The sequence below is a fragment of the Taibaiella koreensis genome (genome assembly GCF_003545715.1).
Classification (GTDB): domain Bacteria; phylum Bacteroidota; class Bacteroidia; order Chitinophagales; family Chitinophagaceae; genus Taibaiella; species Taibaiella koreensis.
The window spans coordinates 1233939-1250767 of record NZ_QVNU01000001.1; the positions used below are offsets into that span (position 1 = coordinate 1233939).

General features: G+C 50.6%; 11 protein-coding genes. 2 read left to right on the forward strand and 9 right to left on the reverse strand.

The window, feature by feature from the left end; translation table 11 throughout:
- Nucleotides 1-12 precede the first annotated feature (12 nt).
- Nucleotides 13-906, forward strand: coding sequence for a hypothetical protein (locus DZK30_RS05475; RefSeq protein WP_118973056.1), 894 nt, complete (start codon nucleotides 13-15; stop codon nucleotides 904-906).
- Nucleotides 907-930: 24 nt separating this feature from the next.
- Here DZK30_RS05475 and DZK30_RS05480 read toward each other — a convergent pair whose 3' ends face one another.
- Both DZK30_RS05480 and DZK30_RS05485 read right to left on the reverse strand, forming a co-directional pair.
- Nucleotides 931-2313, reverse strand: coding sequence for a sugar transferase (locus DZK30_RS05480; protein WP_162902865.1), 1383 nt, complete (start codon nucleotides 2311-2313; stop codon nucleotides 931-933).
- A gap of 107 nt (nucleotides 2314-2420) precedes the next feature.
- Nucleotides 2421-3425 carry a Gfo/Idh/MocA family protein gene (locus tag DZK30_RS05485; RefSeq protein ID WP_118973058.1) on the reverse strand — a complete coding sequence of 335 codons (1005 nt, stop codon included), beginning with the start codon at nucleotides 3423-3425 and terminating at the stop codon, nucleotides 2421-2423.
- A gap of 113 nt (nucleotides 3426-3538) precedes the next feature.
- Between DZK30_RS05485 and DZK30_RS05490 the strand changes: the two genes are divergently transcribed.
- The gene (locus tag DZK30_RS05490; protein WP_118973405.1) at nucleotides 3539-4012 is read left to right on the forward strand and encodes a nucleoside deaminase; all 474 of its coding nucleotides are present in this window, start codon (nucleotides 3539-3541) and stop codon (nucleotides 4010-4012) included.
- Nucleotides 4013-4107: 95 nt separating this feature from the next.
- On the opposite strand, the gene DZK30_RS05495 is transcribed toward DZK30_RS05490, so the two are convergent.
- From DZK30_RS05495 to DZK30_RS05525, 7 genes are all read right to left on the reverse strand, one after another.
- Nucleotides 4108-4518: a MaoC family dehydratase gene (locus DZK30_RS05495; protein WP_118973059.1), complete on the reverse strand. Its 411-nt coding sequence runs from the start codon at nucleotides 4516-4518 to the stop codon at nucleotides 4108-4110.
- Between the two features lie 281 nt (nucleotides 4519-4799).
- Nucleotides 4800-5957, reverse strand: coding sequence for an outer membrane protein assembly factor BamB family protein (locus DZK30_RS05500; protein ID WP_118973060.1), 1158 nt, complete (start codon nucleotides 5955-5957; stop codon nucleotides 4800-4802).
- Nucleotides 5958-6110: 153 nt separating this feature from the next.
- Nucleotides 6111-7664, reverse strand: coding sequence for a T9SS type A sorting domain-containing protein (locus DZK30_RS05505; RefSeq protein WP_118973061.1), 1554 nt, complete (start codon nucleotides 7662-7664; stop codon nucleotides 6111-6113).
- Between the two features lie 177 nt (nucleotides 7665-7841).
- Entirely contained in the window at nucleotides 7842-9938 is a 2097-nt protein-coding gene (locus DZK30_RS05510; RefSeq protein ID WP_118973062.1) for a gliding motility-associated C-terminal domain-containing protein, read from the reverse strand.
- 260 nt (nucleotides 9939-10198) lie between these two features.
- The gene (locus DZK30_RS05515) at nucleotides 10199-12715 is read right to left on the reverse strand and encodes a PKD domain-containing protein (protein WP_118973063.1); all 2517 of its coding nucleotides are present in this window, start codon (nucleotides 12713-12715) and stop codon (nucleotides 10199-10201) included.
- 274 nt (nucleotides 12716-12989) lie between these two features.
- Entirely contained in the window at nucleotides 12990-15482 is a 2493-nt protein-coding gene (locus DZK30_RS05520; protein WP_118973406.1) for a bifunctional UDP-N-acetylmuramoyl-tripeptide:D-alanyl-D-alanine ligase/alanine racemase, read from the reverse strand.
- Nucleotides 15483-15584: 102 nt separating this feature from the next.
- Nucleotides 15585-16754, reverse strand: a complete 1170-nt coding sequence (locus tag DZK30_RS05525; RefSeq protein WP_118973064.1) for an AIR synthase-related protein — start codon at nucleotides 16752-16754, stop codon at nucleotides 15585-15587.
- Between the last annotated feature and the right edge of the window lie 75 nt (nucleotides 16755-16829).

Below are 16829 nucleotides of genomic sequence, written 5' to 3' on the forward strand. Positions count from 1 at the left end.
AAGCTTTTCTTTATGGATATAAAGCTATGCAATTTTACTTCTGAATACGAGATACTGGCCGGCATTTCCTCTGCATTCATCATATTGAATTTTGCCAACAGGTACATAATAAAGTACCTGACGCCGAAACTAAAGGAAAAAACGCGGCAGATTATTGCGCTGATCGAGCGTGCTAAAAACACGTCGGACTACATACGGCCGGCTCTCGCCACCTTACGGGCGAGCGGAGATGGCCGGGCAGCCGCTTTTGAAGCCTTGCTGAAAGAGACAGAACGTTGCCAGAAGGCGCTTATGCTGTATCGGACGCACATGTCCGTCAGGAACGAGATCAAAGTGATCGTAACCAAGATGGAGGCCTTGCTATGGGCCAATTTTTTCTATTGCTTTTCTATTCTGGTCATTGCAGGTCTGGAGGCCTCGGGATGTTTTTCTCATCCGCTTATTCCCTTTGATTTGGTTGGTAATATGACGGCTGCCTTCCTGGTCCTGGACCTGGGTTGGCTTATCATCTGGCAAGGCCCCTGGAAGGTAACAGAGTGGTATACAGGTGTACTGGTTATTGTATTGGCCATCGTAATAGCCGTGGCGTATACTTTCGCCTGTCATGCGCCGGCAACGATGGTAATGGCTTATCCCGGTTTGTTTATCGGCTGCATCATTTTGGTGGCTATCGTTTTAGGATCGGCTGATGGTTATTTGGCTATGCTTTCATTGCCCGGAGTAACAGCCTTTCCCTTGCCGGTTTTGCTGCTTTCGCTGCTGGTATGCTTTTTGCCATTTGTGGTGGCCGGATGCAGGGTACCTTACTTTTTCCAGCGCTTGCTGCCCCGTAAAGAACGCGAGGTGCAGGCGATGGATGATCTGTTGCGACAGATCCGGGATTTTGCGGAGCCTGGTGGTTTGTAGCCCTGAAATAAACCCGTAACCCGATTATTTTCCCCTTCCCTGGAACAATACCTTAATGGTATACAGCATGATTTTGACGTCGAGAGCCAACGAGCAATTTTCGATGTACAACAGGTCGTATTTCATACGTTCGACCATTTGGGCTACATTTTCGGCATAGCCATATTGCACCATACCCCAGGAAGTGAGGCCAGGCTTTACCCGGTGCAAATATTTGTAATGGGGGTGAGTAGCTATAATTTTGTCGATGAAGAACTTACGTTCGGGTCGTGGGCCTACCAGCGACATATGTCCCTGCAATATATTGACAAATTGCGGCAACTCGTCGATACGCCATTTACGCATCACCTTGCCCCAGGGGGTAATGCGCCTGTCCTCGTCGCTGCTGAGCGCCGGGCCTTCCGCCTCTGCATTGGTATACATCGACCGGAATTTATAAATGTAGAATGGCCTTCCAAACAAACCGATGCGCTGTTGTTTGTAGATAATGGCCCCCGGCGACGACAGCCGTACCCTGATTGCTGTAAACAGGTATAGCGGTGAAAGGATAGTGAGCGCCAGAAGGGAGAAAAGGATGTCGAACACACGTTTACATACCTTTTGCCAGTCGGGAAGCAGCTCGGGGTGGATGCTGATGAGCACCGGGGCATATACATTGTCGATCCTTACCGAGCCGGAAATAATGTCGTAGAGATCGGGTAGCACCTTGATAATGGTGGGGGTATAGCTAAGCTGGGTGAGAATGTGCTCCAGCTTCTTATGCTCGTGCGACTCCACGGCAATCACCACTTCCTCGATCCGGTGCCTGGCGATGATCTGCTCCAGCTGATCGATCGATCCCAGCTCGGGTACGTTGCCGATATTGAGCGGCGCCACGTTGTGGTCGGCGCTTACAAAACCGATGACTTCGTTGCCCAGCACATGGGGGTTATTCTTAATCTCGTTATATACCTTGGTCGCTTTGCCATTACCGCCTACGATAAGTGTGTGATAGCTGACTTTACCCTTAAGCAGGTCTCTTTTGACCTTGTAGAGCCATAGCAGGCGTGTGATGAGCAGGAAAAAAGTATGGGTGAGGAAATACCAGAGTGTGATCTCAAAAAAATACTTAAAGCTGTCGGTATCGTTGGAAAAGGAGACCATGCCCACGAGGAGCGAGCCTATCATGGCGATGATGAGGCTGCGGTAAATTTCGACAAGACGCGATTTGCGGTAGAGGTCAAAGTAAGCGCCGGAAAGAAAATGCAGGATGGTCCAGAATAAAGGGATAATGAGAAAGGAAATAACATAATCTCTCGGTCCCCAGTTGCGCTCGTAGGGATAAATGGAAGGAAACGCATTGTGCAGCAAATGCTGCCGGTATAGCCAAAAGACGAGCCAGGCAGCAATTGCTGTGAGGTAATCCAAAATTATCAGAATGACAATCGCACTTTTCTTGGCCGCAGACAAATTCATTCCCGTGCTACTCCTGTTTACTATTCGTTAATGGACAATTCTATTTGCATATATCCGGTTTACTCACGCATTGTTTTTTCGTTGGCCTCCGGGTTCATTTGTATGATCATTTTTTGTAAGATCTGGTGGGCGACATCCATAGCATGTAGCCCGTCGTAAACCGAAACGTTTACCGGCTTATCCTGCAGCACCGAGAGAGCAAAATCGGCCAGCTCTTCCCTTATCGAATTAACCGGCTTCACATTGGGCGTATCGATCGAAATGATCTTTTGCCTGCCTTCTCCCAACTCGATCGGGAAATCGAAAAAGCCGCGCTCTTCCTCTTCTCCCTTCATTCGGATGATCTCGGTTTTTTTCTCCAGGAAATCAATCCCGATATAGGCATCCCGCTGAAAAAGCCTCATTTTTCTCATTTTTTTCAACGAGATCCTGCTGGCGGTCAGGTTGGCTACACAACCATTGTCAAATTCGATCCTGGCGTTGGCGATATCAGCTGTGTCGCTGATCACCGCTACGCCGCTGGCCGATATGCGCCTTACCGGAGATTTGACCAGGTGCAGAATAATGTCTATATCGTGGATCATCAGATCCAGGATGACCGCTACATCTGTTCCCCGCGGATTAAACTGGGCCAGGCGATGGGTTTCGATGAACATGGGCTCCAGCTTCCGGTTCCTGAGGGCCAGCATAGCCGGGTTGTACCGCTCCACATGACCGATCTGGCATTTTACATTGGCTTCCGATACCAGCTTGACCAATTCCCTGGCTTCGGCCATGGTATGCGTCATCGGCTTCTCTATAAATAAATGACGAGATTGCAGCAGGCAAGCTTTGGCTATTTCGAAATGAGAAGTGGTATTGGTGACAATGTCAAGCGCATCGGCGGCAGCAATAAGGGCTTCGGGGTCGGCATAGCGCTTTACCTGGTACTGTGTAATGGCGCCCGCAGCGTGGTCATCATTGGGATCGTAAAAACCAACCAGCGTAACTCCCGGTATTTCCAGCCATTGCTGTATGTGTATTTTTCCGAGATGCCCTGCACCAAAAACGCCGACTTTAAGCATGTGTTTAATTCTCCGAATGTTATTTTTATATTAGGCTTGCAAAATAAGATAATTAGCGCAAAGCTCGCTAAGTTTGCATGCCTATATTTTCTACAAAGGCCAATTTTAGCAAGATGAATCAGGATGCATTTTTCATGGAACAGGCGGTGCTGCTCAGCCAGCGTCATATGGAAGAAGGGCAGGGCGGTCCTTTTGGTTGTATTGTTGTAAAGGATGGGGTGATTGTGGGACGCGGCTGGAACAGTGTGCTGGCCGGCAATGATCCTACGGCGCATGCAGAAGTAATGGCCATCAGGGATGCCTGTCGTCATCTGGGTACTTATCAACTCGACGGATGTGCGATCTATACCTCCTGTGAGCCCTGCCCGATGTGTATGGGCGCCATCTATTGGTCCCGCCCCGAGAAAGTGTTTTATGCCAATACCCGGGAAGATGCCGCAGAGACGGGATTCGACGATTCTTTTATCTACGATGAGCTGGTGCGGCCGCTGGAACAGCGCAAGATCCCAATGATCGCTATGGACAAGACCGAGGCGCTGAAGGTATTCCGGCTATGGCAGGAAAAAGAAAACCGGGAACAATATTAGACCGCTGCAGCGGCTAAGATTGTTCGGGCTATGCCAGGATAGATTAATGAAGCCCTCAGCAGGAATACTTTTTATCCTGCTGAGGGCCTGGAAATTTACCACACATATTGCTTTTTATTCATCAGCATGGCCTCGGCAGCTATGGTCTGGTCGCCGCTGGCAACATCATAAACGGCGCACTCATAAAGTACCCGGTTCTTCTCCGGAAAGATCTCCTTTACCCGTATTACGGCTTCATATTCCTGGTCGGTGAACATGGGCTTTAGCCATTTGATACTTTGGCTCAGGTAAACATGCCCATCGGCGTACCAGAGGGAACCGAATATTTTCGTAAATACGCTGGCGCCCAGGAAGCCGTGAATAATATTGCGGCCAAACATGCTTTCTTTACCAGCCTGGGGGTCAATGTGCAGGGGATTGGTGTCGCCACTGATGCGGGCATAGTCGTTTACGTCCTGCTGTGTATAGCTGAACTTGTGGCGGAATTCATCTCCGATGTTTAACATAGGCGTATTTTACAGGTAAATGATTTAGTACCCCACTAAGTTCAAGATTCAGATCCAGAATTCAAAATCCAAAATTTGGGTATTAGGTATTAGGTATTAGGTATTAGGTATTGGGTATTGGGTATTGGGTATTGGGTATTGGGTATTGGGTATTGGGTATTGGGTATTGGGTATTGGGTATTCACCTCTAACCTCTAATGTCTAACGTCTAAAATCTAACTTCTAATAAAGACAAACGCGACCGGAATACCTCCGGTCGCGTTTGTCTTTGAATAGTCACCTTACCAGCGATAGTCGCCGCTGATAGAAGGGATGGCGGCTCCACCCAAACTGTCGATAATGGGGGAGGTAGCCATTTGGCCGTTAACGTTGAAAACAAATTTCTGAGAGCCGTCCATGGCATCGAGACGATAAAGATTCTTATCGAAGCTGCCGAAATAGACATCGCCTCTATAAATGGTGGGTGAAGATTTGATCAGTCCGAAAGTCTTCATCTGCCATTTAACCTTTCCGTCAATAATGTCGACGCAATACATATTGCCGTCGAAGCTGCCGAAGTATACATATTGATTGAATACGGAAGGTGAAGATTGTACGCCGTCGCCGGTGAGCACTTTCCAGCGTACCAGGCCGGTAGCCGAATCGACGGAATACATGTAGCGGTCGTTGCTGCCAACCAGCACATTACCGCCAATCTGGATGGGGGAACTGCGCACCTGGCCGCCGGTAGGGAATTTCCATTTGTCGCTGCCATCCTGGATCTTGAAGGAATAAACATTGCCATTGTCGTTACCGACATAGAGGAAGCTGTCGTTCACTACACAAGGCGATGAATAGAAAGCGCCCGCCTCATCCGGTGTACGTTCCCATATCATGGATAGGTTAGGCCTCAGCGCAGCGATCTTATTGTTCATGCCGGCTACAAAAATGGCCTTGGACTCCTGGCCGGGAATATTGTGCGTGGTGGGAGAAGCAATGATCTGGCCGCCGATATCATAAGGCGTGATGGTGGGAATATCGCCGAGAGAGCCGGGGTCCAGCGCATAAAGCTTGCTGCCTGCCGCTACAAACAATACGCCGTCGCGTACGATGGGAGTGCCGGCAATAGGTTCGCCGAAATTGCGGTTGCTCTGGACCTTGCCATACTGGGCATCAACACGGTACAGGTTGCCCGATAAAGTGGCGATATAGACATTCTTATTGTATAAAAGCGGGGTAGCCTGCACTTCACCTTCAACCGGGAATTTCCATTTCCACTTGTCATTCGGGCTAATGGGATCAATAGCGTAAACGATCTGGTTGTTGCTGGCAACAAACAGCGTCTGGGTATAAACATCCGGGAATGGTTCATCGGGGCTGTAATCTTTGCAGGAGCTAAGGCCTGCTATCGTAAAAACTGCCGATGCGGCCAATGCCCAATAACGTCTACGTAGGTTCATCCTGTGGTATTATATTATATATTAGTTTGGCAAAAGAATGTCACAATAATAAGCATTCTATTCCTATTATGCAAAGACGGCGGGATTATTTTTTGTGTTGGGCCGAAGCCTGAATAATAATGATACAGCCGGCTGATGCCGGCTGTATCATTATTATTTTTTTACAAATTTCAAGCATTGCATTTTTTGTCCCTCCTTAAGCGTTAGGTTATAAATGCCATCAGGCAAGAAGGCGATATTCAGCTGGGACGATGACCTGCTGACAGGGCCGGAACTTAAAATTTGCCCGGCGATATTGGTAATGGTATACCCGCCATCACCGATACCCGTTACATGAAGTACGTCGTGCGCCGGATTAGGATAGAGCGTGCAACCCGTTAAGCGCCGGGCTCCTTCAATTTCCGTGGGCTTATAGCCGGTAATGTCGGGCGTCTCTTTGTACCAGAGATTGCCTACGTTGTCGAACCATGCGGTGAGGAGGGCATTGCCGCGATTACTGCTGCTGCTCATAGCAAAAGGTACTTTCCCGGGAAGAAAGGGCGTGATCGGGTTGCTGTTGACCTGGTAAAAGGTCGAGGGTACGGTAATGGCGCCGGTGGCAAAATCGACCGGCTGCGTTACAAATATATTGTTGTTAACCAGATTCCAGCCAATGGAATAATTTTTATTGTTGAAGCCTGTGCCGATATTCCCTACACCCGCAGCGATCGCCGTTAAAAAGTTCTCCGATGAGCTGAAAGGAGCGGAGCAATTATAGCTGCCGGAATTGTTGAACATCCAGGTTTGTTTTACCGTACCATTTATTTTTGCGGCGACAACAGTCCAGGGAATATTGGGATTGAAAGGGGAGTAATCTACTGCCATGGCTTCAATGCGGGGGAAATGAAACGTGCCTGTGGCTAAAGAAAAGCCGCTTACTGTTCCTGAAGCGCAATTCAGGGAGGCAAAGTCAAGCGTATTGTTGCCGAGATTGCCGATAACGAGATAGGCCATGTCTACACCGGCAGCAATGCTGTAGGAGGCAGCTACGTCGGATAAAGTATTGTTGGTTCCCGAGCTTATCAGATAAGGGCCGGATAAGCCTGCCGGATTAGCGATTTCGCCATAGGCGGCATAAACAACACTGCCTAAACCTCCTGCCTGGCTCCAGGATACAACGCAGCGATGCATGATAGGAATACCCTGTGCGATATCGGCAAACATATCTATGTGCGGCGACTGGTCCAATGTCGGCGTGGTGGATAGCTGCACCGAAGCTGCAGGTGTATAGGTCATGGCGCTACCGACACCATCTACATAATAAGTGTTGAGATACACACTGGTGTTCCGCAAAAAAACAACAGCAATGATACAATCGTGCGTCAGGGTAATATCATCGGCAATAACAATGTCGGCAAATGAAGCATTGGTGATCGCGGGTATATTGATTGCATTGCCGGCAAAGTCGATAGCGCTTATCCTCGCACCCGTAGGGCTGTTCCAGGCAAAGGCTTTGATATTTCCTGATGGCGCCGGGAATTTATCGATGAACAACATGTCGCAGTTAACGCTGGGCAGATTAATGTTGGCCGTAGCGCTCAGGAACTGGTCGGGATTGGAAGGTGTGACGATCGTGGTCTGTGCCTGTAGCAGTCGGGGCGTTAGGGCAAGGATGGTTGCGCTGCACAAGAGCAGCTTCCGGAAAAAGTTCTGGTATTGATTCAGCATGATAATTGGTTTTATTTAAAGCGAATTTATTTAAATAATAATTCTTAAAAAAAATATATTTTCAGAACAAAAATAAAGTAGCAAAAAGGGGGGTAGATACTTCCCTTCGTTTGCTACCCAATGTTTTTATCCCGGCTCTCAATACCGCCTTAAGGTGAGGTTGCCGTCAATTAAGAATTACCGGATCAATGAAAGCGCTTCCTTTTGCGTATATATTTTGTTGTCGCTGCAAGTGTATTGAATATAGTACATGTAGGTACCCGTAGCTGCGGGCTCTCCGTCTGTATAGCTGCCATCCCATCCCTTGGGTAAGTTGGTATTGTTATAGACCTGGTTGCCCCAGCGGTCAAAGATCCGGAATTGGGTCAATGTTTGGCCGGGCTTTAGCTCGGGCCTGAAGTAATCATTACGGCTGTCATGGTTAGGGGAAAAGGCGTTAGGGATAAAGATAGTACAGCAGGGTTCTGTAAGTAGTATTAAGCTGTCCTTTCCCATGCAGCCGTAAGCATTCAGCGTGGTGAGCACAACCCGGGTGGTTTTTTGATCGAAAAGACCTGTGACCCCGGACTGGTTGGCGCCGGAAAGGGCGAAGACATGTTCCGGTTCCCAATGATAGGTGTATTCCTGTCCGCCGGTTGCGGTCAGGGATACAGTATCGCCGGTGCATATGGGGCCTCGCCGCCAGCTGATAGCTGCTTCGGGATTATTGTGCAGGGTGGCGGTGACCACATCTGACGAATCGATGCATTGTTCGCTGTTCCGGGCATACAGCCAGTAGTCACCCGGAAGATCCACCATAAGCCCGGCGCCGGTAGCGGCGGGTATGGGAGCGTCGTTCCGGTACCATTGGTAATCGGTGCCAGCTACCGCGGGAACGACGCGAAGCTCACCGGATTGCCCGGGACAAAGATCGAGGCCGGAAGTGTTCAATGCAAGCTCAAATGTTTTTTGCTGTGTCCTGATCCTTACAGAATCGGTAAGCACGCAATCGTTTTGTCCGGGATTAGGCAAGGTAACAGTAAGTCGGAAGGTCGTATCGCCTGGTATGCTGAATGTGGGCGAAAGCGTATTGCCTCCTGAAACAATGAGCCCTGCCGGTGCCCAGCTATAGTTGGGCGCTGCAGCTGAAGACATATTGCTAACGATGCCCTGAAGGTTGCCCGGATAAGGGATACATCCGGTTACCATTTGATCGGGACCCGCATCGACTGCCGGTGGCGCTACGATTCTGAAGGTATCTGTAATGACGGGTGTACAGGCCGGATCGCCTGCCGATGTAATGACGATTACCGCATCCCCGCCGCCATTGGCCGTAAAAGCAGGGCCGGTACCTGATATCGTCACACTGCCGCTAAGCACAGTATGCTGAAAAGGAGCATTGCCGCTGGAGGTAAGTAGCATACCAGCTGCCGGATCGCAACGGAACAGCAGGTGACTTTTGTGGGCATCGACACCACCGATCCCGCTGCAGCTGGCAAAATCGCCTGTCCAGGTGGGGAACAGAGGGGAAACGATGGGGGTTACGGCTACGGTGCCGGCGCCTATATATCCCGAATAGGTCAATAGTCCGGGTACATCAAAATAAAGGCTATCGCCTACGATAGCAAATGAATTGTTGCCACCGAAGCCGGCAGGCAAGGGCAGGCCGGTAATGTCCCACTGCTGCAGCAATGTGCCGGCCGGGCTATACTTACGTAGCCATGCATCCTGCGCCGGGTACGGCTTCAATACATAAAAATTGCCGGCGCAATCTGCGCTGATATCTAGGGTACCGGTAACGCTTCCGTCGAGCCAATTGAGTACCGATACCACAAACACCGCGTTCCCGGTACCGTTGTACCGGTATACATCGCCGTCGTTGCTGATGCTGTAAATAAAGCCACCACCGGCCCCAAGGCCAAAACCGGGACCTGGTCCGGCCGTATGCCCCGTACCCACCCAGGCGCTGCCATCCCAATAGGATATTTCTCCATAAAGCAAGCCTGCGCCCGATGCCGTATAAAAAGTGGGAGAAGGGGCCAACGGATTATTGAGGTTGGGACTTACCGCCAAAGAGCCCGGTACAGGGATATGGATGGGGTAGGGATTTGCAGCCGATAGCGGCGCTGCAGGATTGAAGGCGAAAAGAGAGTTGCCGCTGAAAGGCTGCATTGTGGCGATATAAAGAAGCTGGCTGTCGCAAGTGATCTGCTGACTGTGAGCCGCTTTTGCATTGCAAAGAATAACAGCAATAAAAATTGCGGGGAGATAGGATACGAGGGTTCTTTTGTTCATAAAAGCATATATGATTTATTAGCAGCAGGCGCATTGCGGGGCCTGTGCTTATTGAGCAAATCAGTTTATTTGCGCATCATATATGTTCCGGCGATGGTGAAGACCGGTCAACTTGGGTTCAGGGTGGTATTATTGTGTGCCTATGAGATACTGTCCGGGGAGGAATACCCTTATGCGGCGTCCGCTTTTTTTTAAGTAATCCGGAGATAAAAAAACCTGTCCCGGAAACGGGACAGGTTTTTGAACGGCAATTATTAGTGCTAGCGCAACAAGGTCACATTGCCGGTAAATTGTTCGGTGCGGCCATTTTCCAGTATCACATTGATCTGGTAAAGGTAGACGCCTGACGGCTGCTCTTTATCGTTGAAGCGGCCATCCCAGCCTCTTCCGTTACGGTTGCTGGTTTCATATACGATCTGTCCCCAGCGGTTGAATACTTTCATCGTAAAGGCGCCTACGCTCCTGCTCAGCAGCTGGCGTGGGAAGAAGTAGTCGTTGACGCCATCCCCATTCGGCGTGAACGAGTTGGGCACGTCGATATAGCAATCTTTTTTAACCACAACAGCATCTGTAGCATTACAATCGTAAACGGTGGTCACTGTCAGGCTGTAGGTGCCATCGTGTGCAATGCGCAGCACGCCCGTGGTGTCGCCTGTATTCCAGCGGTAGCGGTCGCCGGTGCCTGCCGTAGCCAGGTTGCTCAGGAAGAAAGGCGCTGCATCCAGGCATAAGGTTGTGTCGGGACCGAGGTTGACGAGCGGTAGGGCATGCACATTTACCGAATCCTGGGCATCCTTTTCTTCGCATACACGATACCGCGCCTTCAGGTGGATAAAGTAAGTGCCGGGCAGCTCGTAAGCATGGCTGGCAGGGTTGATATCCGTGGCCAGGTTACCATCGCCGAACGACCAATCGAGGCCGATATTGCCCGAATGGGTATAGCTGGCCGTGATAGTAGCAGTCTGCCCGGTACAAATATCGTGGTTGTCGAGCAGCAAGCTTACTTGCGGCGTGCTATCTACCACAACGGTATGATATGCGGTATCGTAGCAAGGCAGTCTGTCGTGTATGGCCAGCATGATCCTGTAAGTGCCGGGAACGGTATAGACATGCGAAGGGTTGCTGAACGTTTCGCTGGTGCCATCGCCGAAATCCCAGAAATAGCTGGCGGGCTGCAGGCTTACGGTCGAATTGTTGGTGTAGTTGATCGAAGTACCCAGGCATAAGGTATCCCTGTCGGTGGTAAAGGCTGCTGCGAGCGGATGCCGGGTATCGACGATCTTGATCACGCTGTCCTTACAGAGATAGTTGCTCGATATCAGCTTTACCTGATAGTTGTCTTGGCTGGTATAGATATGTTGCGGATGGGTTAAGGTATCGGTGCTGCCGTCGCCAAAGTACCAGAAGCTTTTGGTACCTCTTATCGATTGGTTGGTGAAATGTACGGTATCCTCGGTACAGCCCAGATTAATGCTGAACTGATAGTCGGGCAATATAGATTCATCAACCACTTTTATTCTTAATGAATCGGAAATGCTGCATCCGCCCTGGTCGGGGCCAGTCGTGACCGTAAGCTTGTAGATCGTATCGGCAACCGGAGCAATTACGGGGTTGGGCGTATTGGCGCCTGAGGTGATGAGGCCCGAAGGTGTCCAGCCATAAGTATAATTGACCCAGGAAGTACTGCCGCTTAGCGTACCGTGAAGTGTGCCGGTATAGCGCGCGCAACCGTATAAAGTATCATCAGGCCCTGCGTTTACTGATGGTGCGGGCACTACCATGATGGTATCGTAAGCTATCGGCGAGCAGGTCGAATTGCTGGTCGAGGTAAGTGCTATGGTAACCGGCTGATCGCAGGTCACGCCAAAGCTGGGTCCCGTACCGGTAATAGTACCTGTACCGCTGATAATGGTATGCGTAAAGGGAGCAGTGCCCGAAGCCGTGATCGATTTTGCGGTGCCGGGAATGCAATTGAACACTGTATCGTTGGTCGAGGCTGTGCCTGCGCCACCTACAGGGCAGGAGGCGAAATCGCCGGGACTGGGAAATGGTCCTGTAACCGGTGTGCAGACGACTGTGGTTGCGCCGATCACGCCTTGCTGCAGACCTGCATTGTGGTGATACATCATATTGCCTACAATAGCGAATCCACCGCCGGAACCGGTGCTGACGGCGCCGGTAACTTCCCATTCCTGCAACAGGGTGCCGGCAGGGCTGTACTTGCGCAACCAGGCCGGCGCCAGGGTACGGAGCACATAGAAATTACCCGCACAATCGGCAACAATATCGAAGGGTCCGCCGCCACCGCCCGCGGCAAAGCCGGGAACAACCAGCAGCATGGTAGCATTGCCGGTACCGTCGTATTTATATACGGTTCCGGTGCCCCCTTCAAGGCCGTAGACGAAATTGCCGCCTCCGCCAATATTCACTGTGCTGGCTGTATGGCCGGTGTTTATCCAACCGGTACCATTATAGTAGTAAAAATTACCACCAGCGGTAGTATAAAAAGTGGGAGAGGGGCCGGTAGGGTCATTCAGGTTGTTGGCCACCGCCAAACCAACGGCGCCGGGCGGCATGGCGATGGTATTGGTTGATGGATTGGTACCGGTTACCAGCGGGGCCGTAATATCCCAGTTCTCGATATTATTGGTATGTACATAAACGGTATGACCTGTGGGTGAGCAATCCGGAAGCTGAGCCTGCAGTAATTGCGGGATAAGCAACAGAAAACACAGGGTCAATAAAGATGGAATAAGGACGCGTAAACGTAAGATCATAAATTCAGATGTTTGGTGGATATACAATGCCCGGGCATGGAATGCTTACCGAACGGGCACCGGAGTCCTGTAGGAAAACCGGCATCCCGTTAGCAGACAGGATAAATATAACAAGAAGTTTGTAATGTTTTGAAGAAAAAAAACATTAATATGTGGGTAGCCGGCAGGGGGCGGAAAGATATCGTTGAGACCAGCTCAGGTTGGTGAATCATCACCGATAGAAAAACGGCTGTCCGTTTGGGACAGCCGCCTGGAAATATAGGTTCCGGTCATTTTATTCGTTCACATAAATGCGATTTACCCGTTGCGAGATGCTGGTCATGATCTCGTAAGGAATAGTTTTGGCCCAGGAGGCCAGGAGGCTTATCGGCAGCTCATCTCCGAAGACGATGATCTCGTCGCCTACTTTGGCTTGCTCAATATCGGTAATGTCCAGCATACACATATCCATGCATACAGCGCCCAACACCGGCGCCTGCTTGCCATGCAGCAGCATATAGGCCTGGCCGTTGCCAAAGTCGCGGAAGTAGCCGTCGGCATAGCCGATGCTCACCGTGGCGATCCTGCTGTCCCTGGTCAGCTGTCCTTTGCGGCTGTAGCCAACCGTTTCGCCGGCCGGCAGTTCTTTGATCTGGGCGATGGTTGTTTTTAAGGTACCTATATGCCGTAGCTGGGACTGGATCTTGCCGCTGCCGTCATAGCCGTACATGCCTACGCCCAGGCGCACCATGTCGAAGTAAAGCTCCGGATGCCTGGTAATGCCGGTGGAGTTGCAGAGGTGCAGCAAGGGCTTGCCGGGCAATGCGGCTATCAGCCGGTTACTCATTTGGGTAAAGGCTGTGGCCTGTTCCTGGGTGAAGCCATCGAAGTCGGCCGTGTCGCTGCCGGCAAGATGGCTGAAGATGCTCACCACCTTGGTGGTGTCGTTTACCTTCAGCTCCTCAATAAGGGCATCGAGCTCATGAGGCATGAATCCCAGCCGGTGCATGCCTGTGTCGAGCTTGATGTGTACCGGATAGTGGTGTGTATTGAGTGTATGGGCGATCCCGGTAAACTGATGCAGGGACTCAATGCTGAATATCTCGGGTTCCAGCTTCCAGGAGATCATCCGGTCAAAGGCGCCGGCTTCCGGGCTCATCACCATGATGGGGGCAGTAATCCCCGCTTTCCGCAAAGCGACGCCTTCGTCCACATAAGCTACCGTAAGATAGTCTACGCCCGCAAACTGCAGCAGGTTGGCGATCTCGTAGCTGCCGCTGCCATAGGAATAGGCCTTCACCATAGCCATTGTTTTTACATTGGGCGGCAGCAGGCTCCGATAGATATTCAGGTTGTGCTGTATGGCCGAAAGATTGATCTCCAGTACCGTTTTGTGGATCTTTTGCTCGAGCAGCTTTTCTATTTTTTCAAACCGGAAGGCCCTTGCGCCTTTCAGCAGGATAGCCTCATTCTCGAACGTGATCATATGCAGCTTCTTCAACAGGTCTTCGGTTGACTTGAAGAAAATACTACGCAGTTTTTTATACTTACGGAACACGGCCTTATGCTTGGTCAGTGCCGGGCCGATGCAGATGATGCGGTAGATATTCCGTTGGCTTACCAGTTCGGCCACTTCGGTATACAAGTCGCCGTCGGGTTTGCCTATCTGGAGCATGTCCGACAAGATCACTGTGCGCCGGGGATGCTGCTTTTGCTGTTCCAGGAAATCCAAAGCAATATTTAACGAGGTAAGATCCGAATTATAGGTGTCGTTAATGATCGTGCAGTTGTCCATACCATGCAGCAATTCCAGGCGCATGGCCACGGCATGCAGCTTTTCCATCCTTTCCCTGATTGTGTCTTCGCCGATGCCCAGCAGCAGCAAAGTGCACCAGCAGTGGATGGCGTTTTCGATGGAGGCCGCATCGATGAACGGAATGCGGATCGACATTTCCTTTTCCTTGTATATGCCTGTGATCTGGGTGCTGCCGGTTCCTTTTTCGATATGAAGGATCCGCAGGGTTGCTTCCGACTTTTGCGACCAGGTGAACAGCTGTAAGGGATCGTCGGGCGAATTGCGCACCTGGTGACAGTATTGCACAATACATTCGTTCAGCTCGTGATGGTCTTTGCAGTAGATCAGCTCCTTTGAATGCCGGAACAGGACCAGCTTTTCGTTGATCTTTTGCCTGAGGTTGAGAAAGCCTTCGCTATGCGCCTCCCCGATATTGGTAAAGATACCGATCTCGGGATGCAATATTTTTTCAGAGTGGCTCATTTCGCCGGGCTGCGAAATACCCGCTTCGAAAATGCCCAGGGTATGGTGTTCCTGCATACGCCATACCGACAGGGGCACACCGATCTGCGAGTTATAGCTCTTGGGGCTGCGAATGATCTTATAGTTATCGGACAATAACTGGAAAAGCCATTCTTTGACGATGGTCTTGCCATTGCTGCCGGTAATCCCGATAACGGGGAAGTGGAATTGGTTGCGGTGTGCCGCAGCCAATTGATGGAGCGCAGTAAGGGTATCCTGCACCTGAAGAAAAACGGCATCGGGGTACAGGTCTTCAGCGTCGCGGCTTACCAGGAAAGTACGTACGCCCTTTTTGTAGGCATCGGCTATGAATCCATGTCCGTCGCGGTGCGATCCTTTGATAGCAATGAACATTGCCTTTGTGGGGTTAATGATCTTTCTGCTATCGATCAGTAGCTCATTTATGGTTCTGTCTTCTATGTCCGGTTTGACTTCTGCTTTGGTGATCTTCTGTATCTCTGCTAAGTTCATTGTTGTATTGATTCGGTTTATAGTGATAGGGGTATTCAAACAGGTATGGCTTATAAAAACAATAGCTGAAGATGGGTAGATCTGCAGCTATTGTCTATGGGGTCAATAAGTAAAGGTGCCAAATTCGCTTTCTATCAGCAACCCGTTCTTTTCTGCTGCTTCCACATAGCCGCTGATCTGCGCTGCTATGTCAAACGTGGCTGCCAGCGCTACCAGCTCTTTTGCCGTGTCGGGATCGGTGAATATCTCCAGCCGTTGGCCCATATTGAACACCTGGTACATCTCTCTCCAGTCGGTGCCCGCGGCTTCCTGTATCATCCGGAATACGGGCGGTGCGGGTAGCAGGTTGTTCTTAACCACCTTCAGCCCCTGTGGCAGATAGTGCAGACACTTGGTCTGTCCGCCGCCGCTGCAATGGATAATACCATGCACCTGGTCAAAATGATGTTCCAGCACCTTCAGTACCAGCGGGGCATAGGTGCGGGTAGGGGACAGGATCAGCTTGCCTGCGTCCAGGGGCGTGTCTGTGGTGTCGGTTACTTTATAATTGCCGTTGTACACCACTTCTTTGGGCAGTGCAGGGTCAACGCTTTCGGGATAGCGTGCTGCATAGTCGTGATGTAGCAGCTCGTGGCGTGCGCTGGTAAGCCCGTTGCTGCCGATACCACTGTTGTATTCTGTTTCGTATACCGCCTGTCCGTACGAAGCAAAAGAAACGATCACATCGCCGGGACGGATATTGTCGGTAGTGACGATCTTTTTCCGGGGCATCCTTGCGGCCATGGTGCCGTCCACGATCACGGTACGCACCACATCGCCTACATCGGCTGTTTCGCCGCCCATGAAGTTTACTTCGATGCCATAGGTTTTCAAGGTGTCGAAAAATTCCTGAGACCCGTTAATGATGGCGCCGATCACTTCTCCGGGGATCAGGTGCTTGTTGCGGCCTATCGTTGAGGAGTAGGTGAAAGGGCCCGTGGCGCCCACGCAAAGCATATCGTCAATATTCATCACAATGGAATCGATCGCGATACCCTTCCATACGCTCATATCGCCTGTTTCTTTCCAGTACAGATACGCCAGTATGGACTTGGTACCTGCACCATCGGCATGCATGATGTTGCAATAGTCATTGTCATTGCCCCAATAGTCAGGATAAATTTTGCAAAAGGCTTTTGGAAACAGTCCTTTGTCTAACTTTGCCACCGCCTGATGTACTTCTTCTTTTTGGGCAGATACCCCGCGTAGGGCGTAACGGTCTTGAGGATTCATGCAGAAAATATATTGGAGGGCAAAGGTACTATATAGTTATGAAAATCGGGGTCGTTTCAGTAGTGCGCAGCCCAT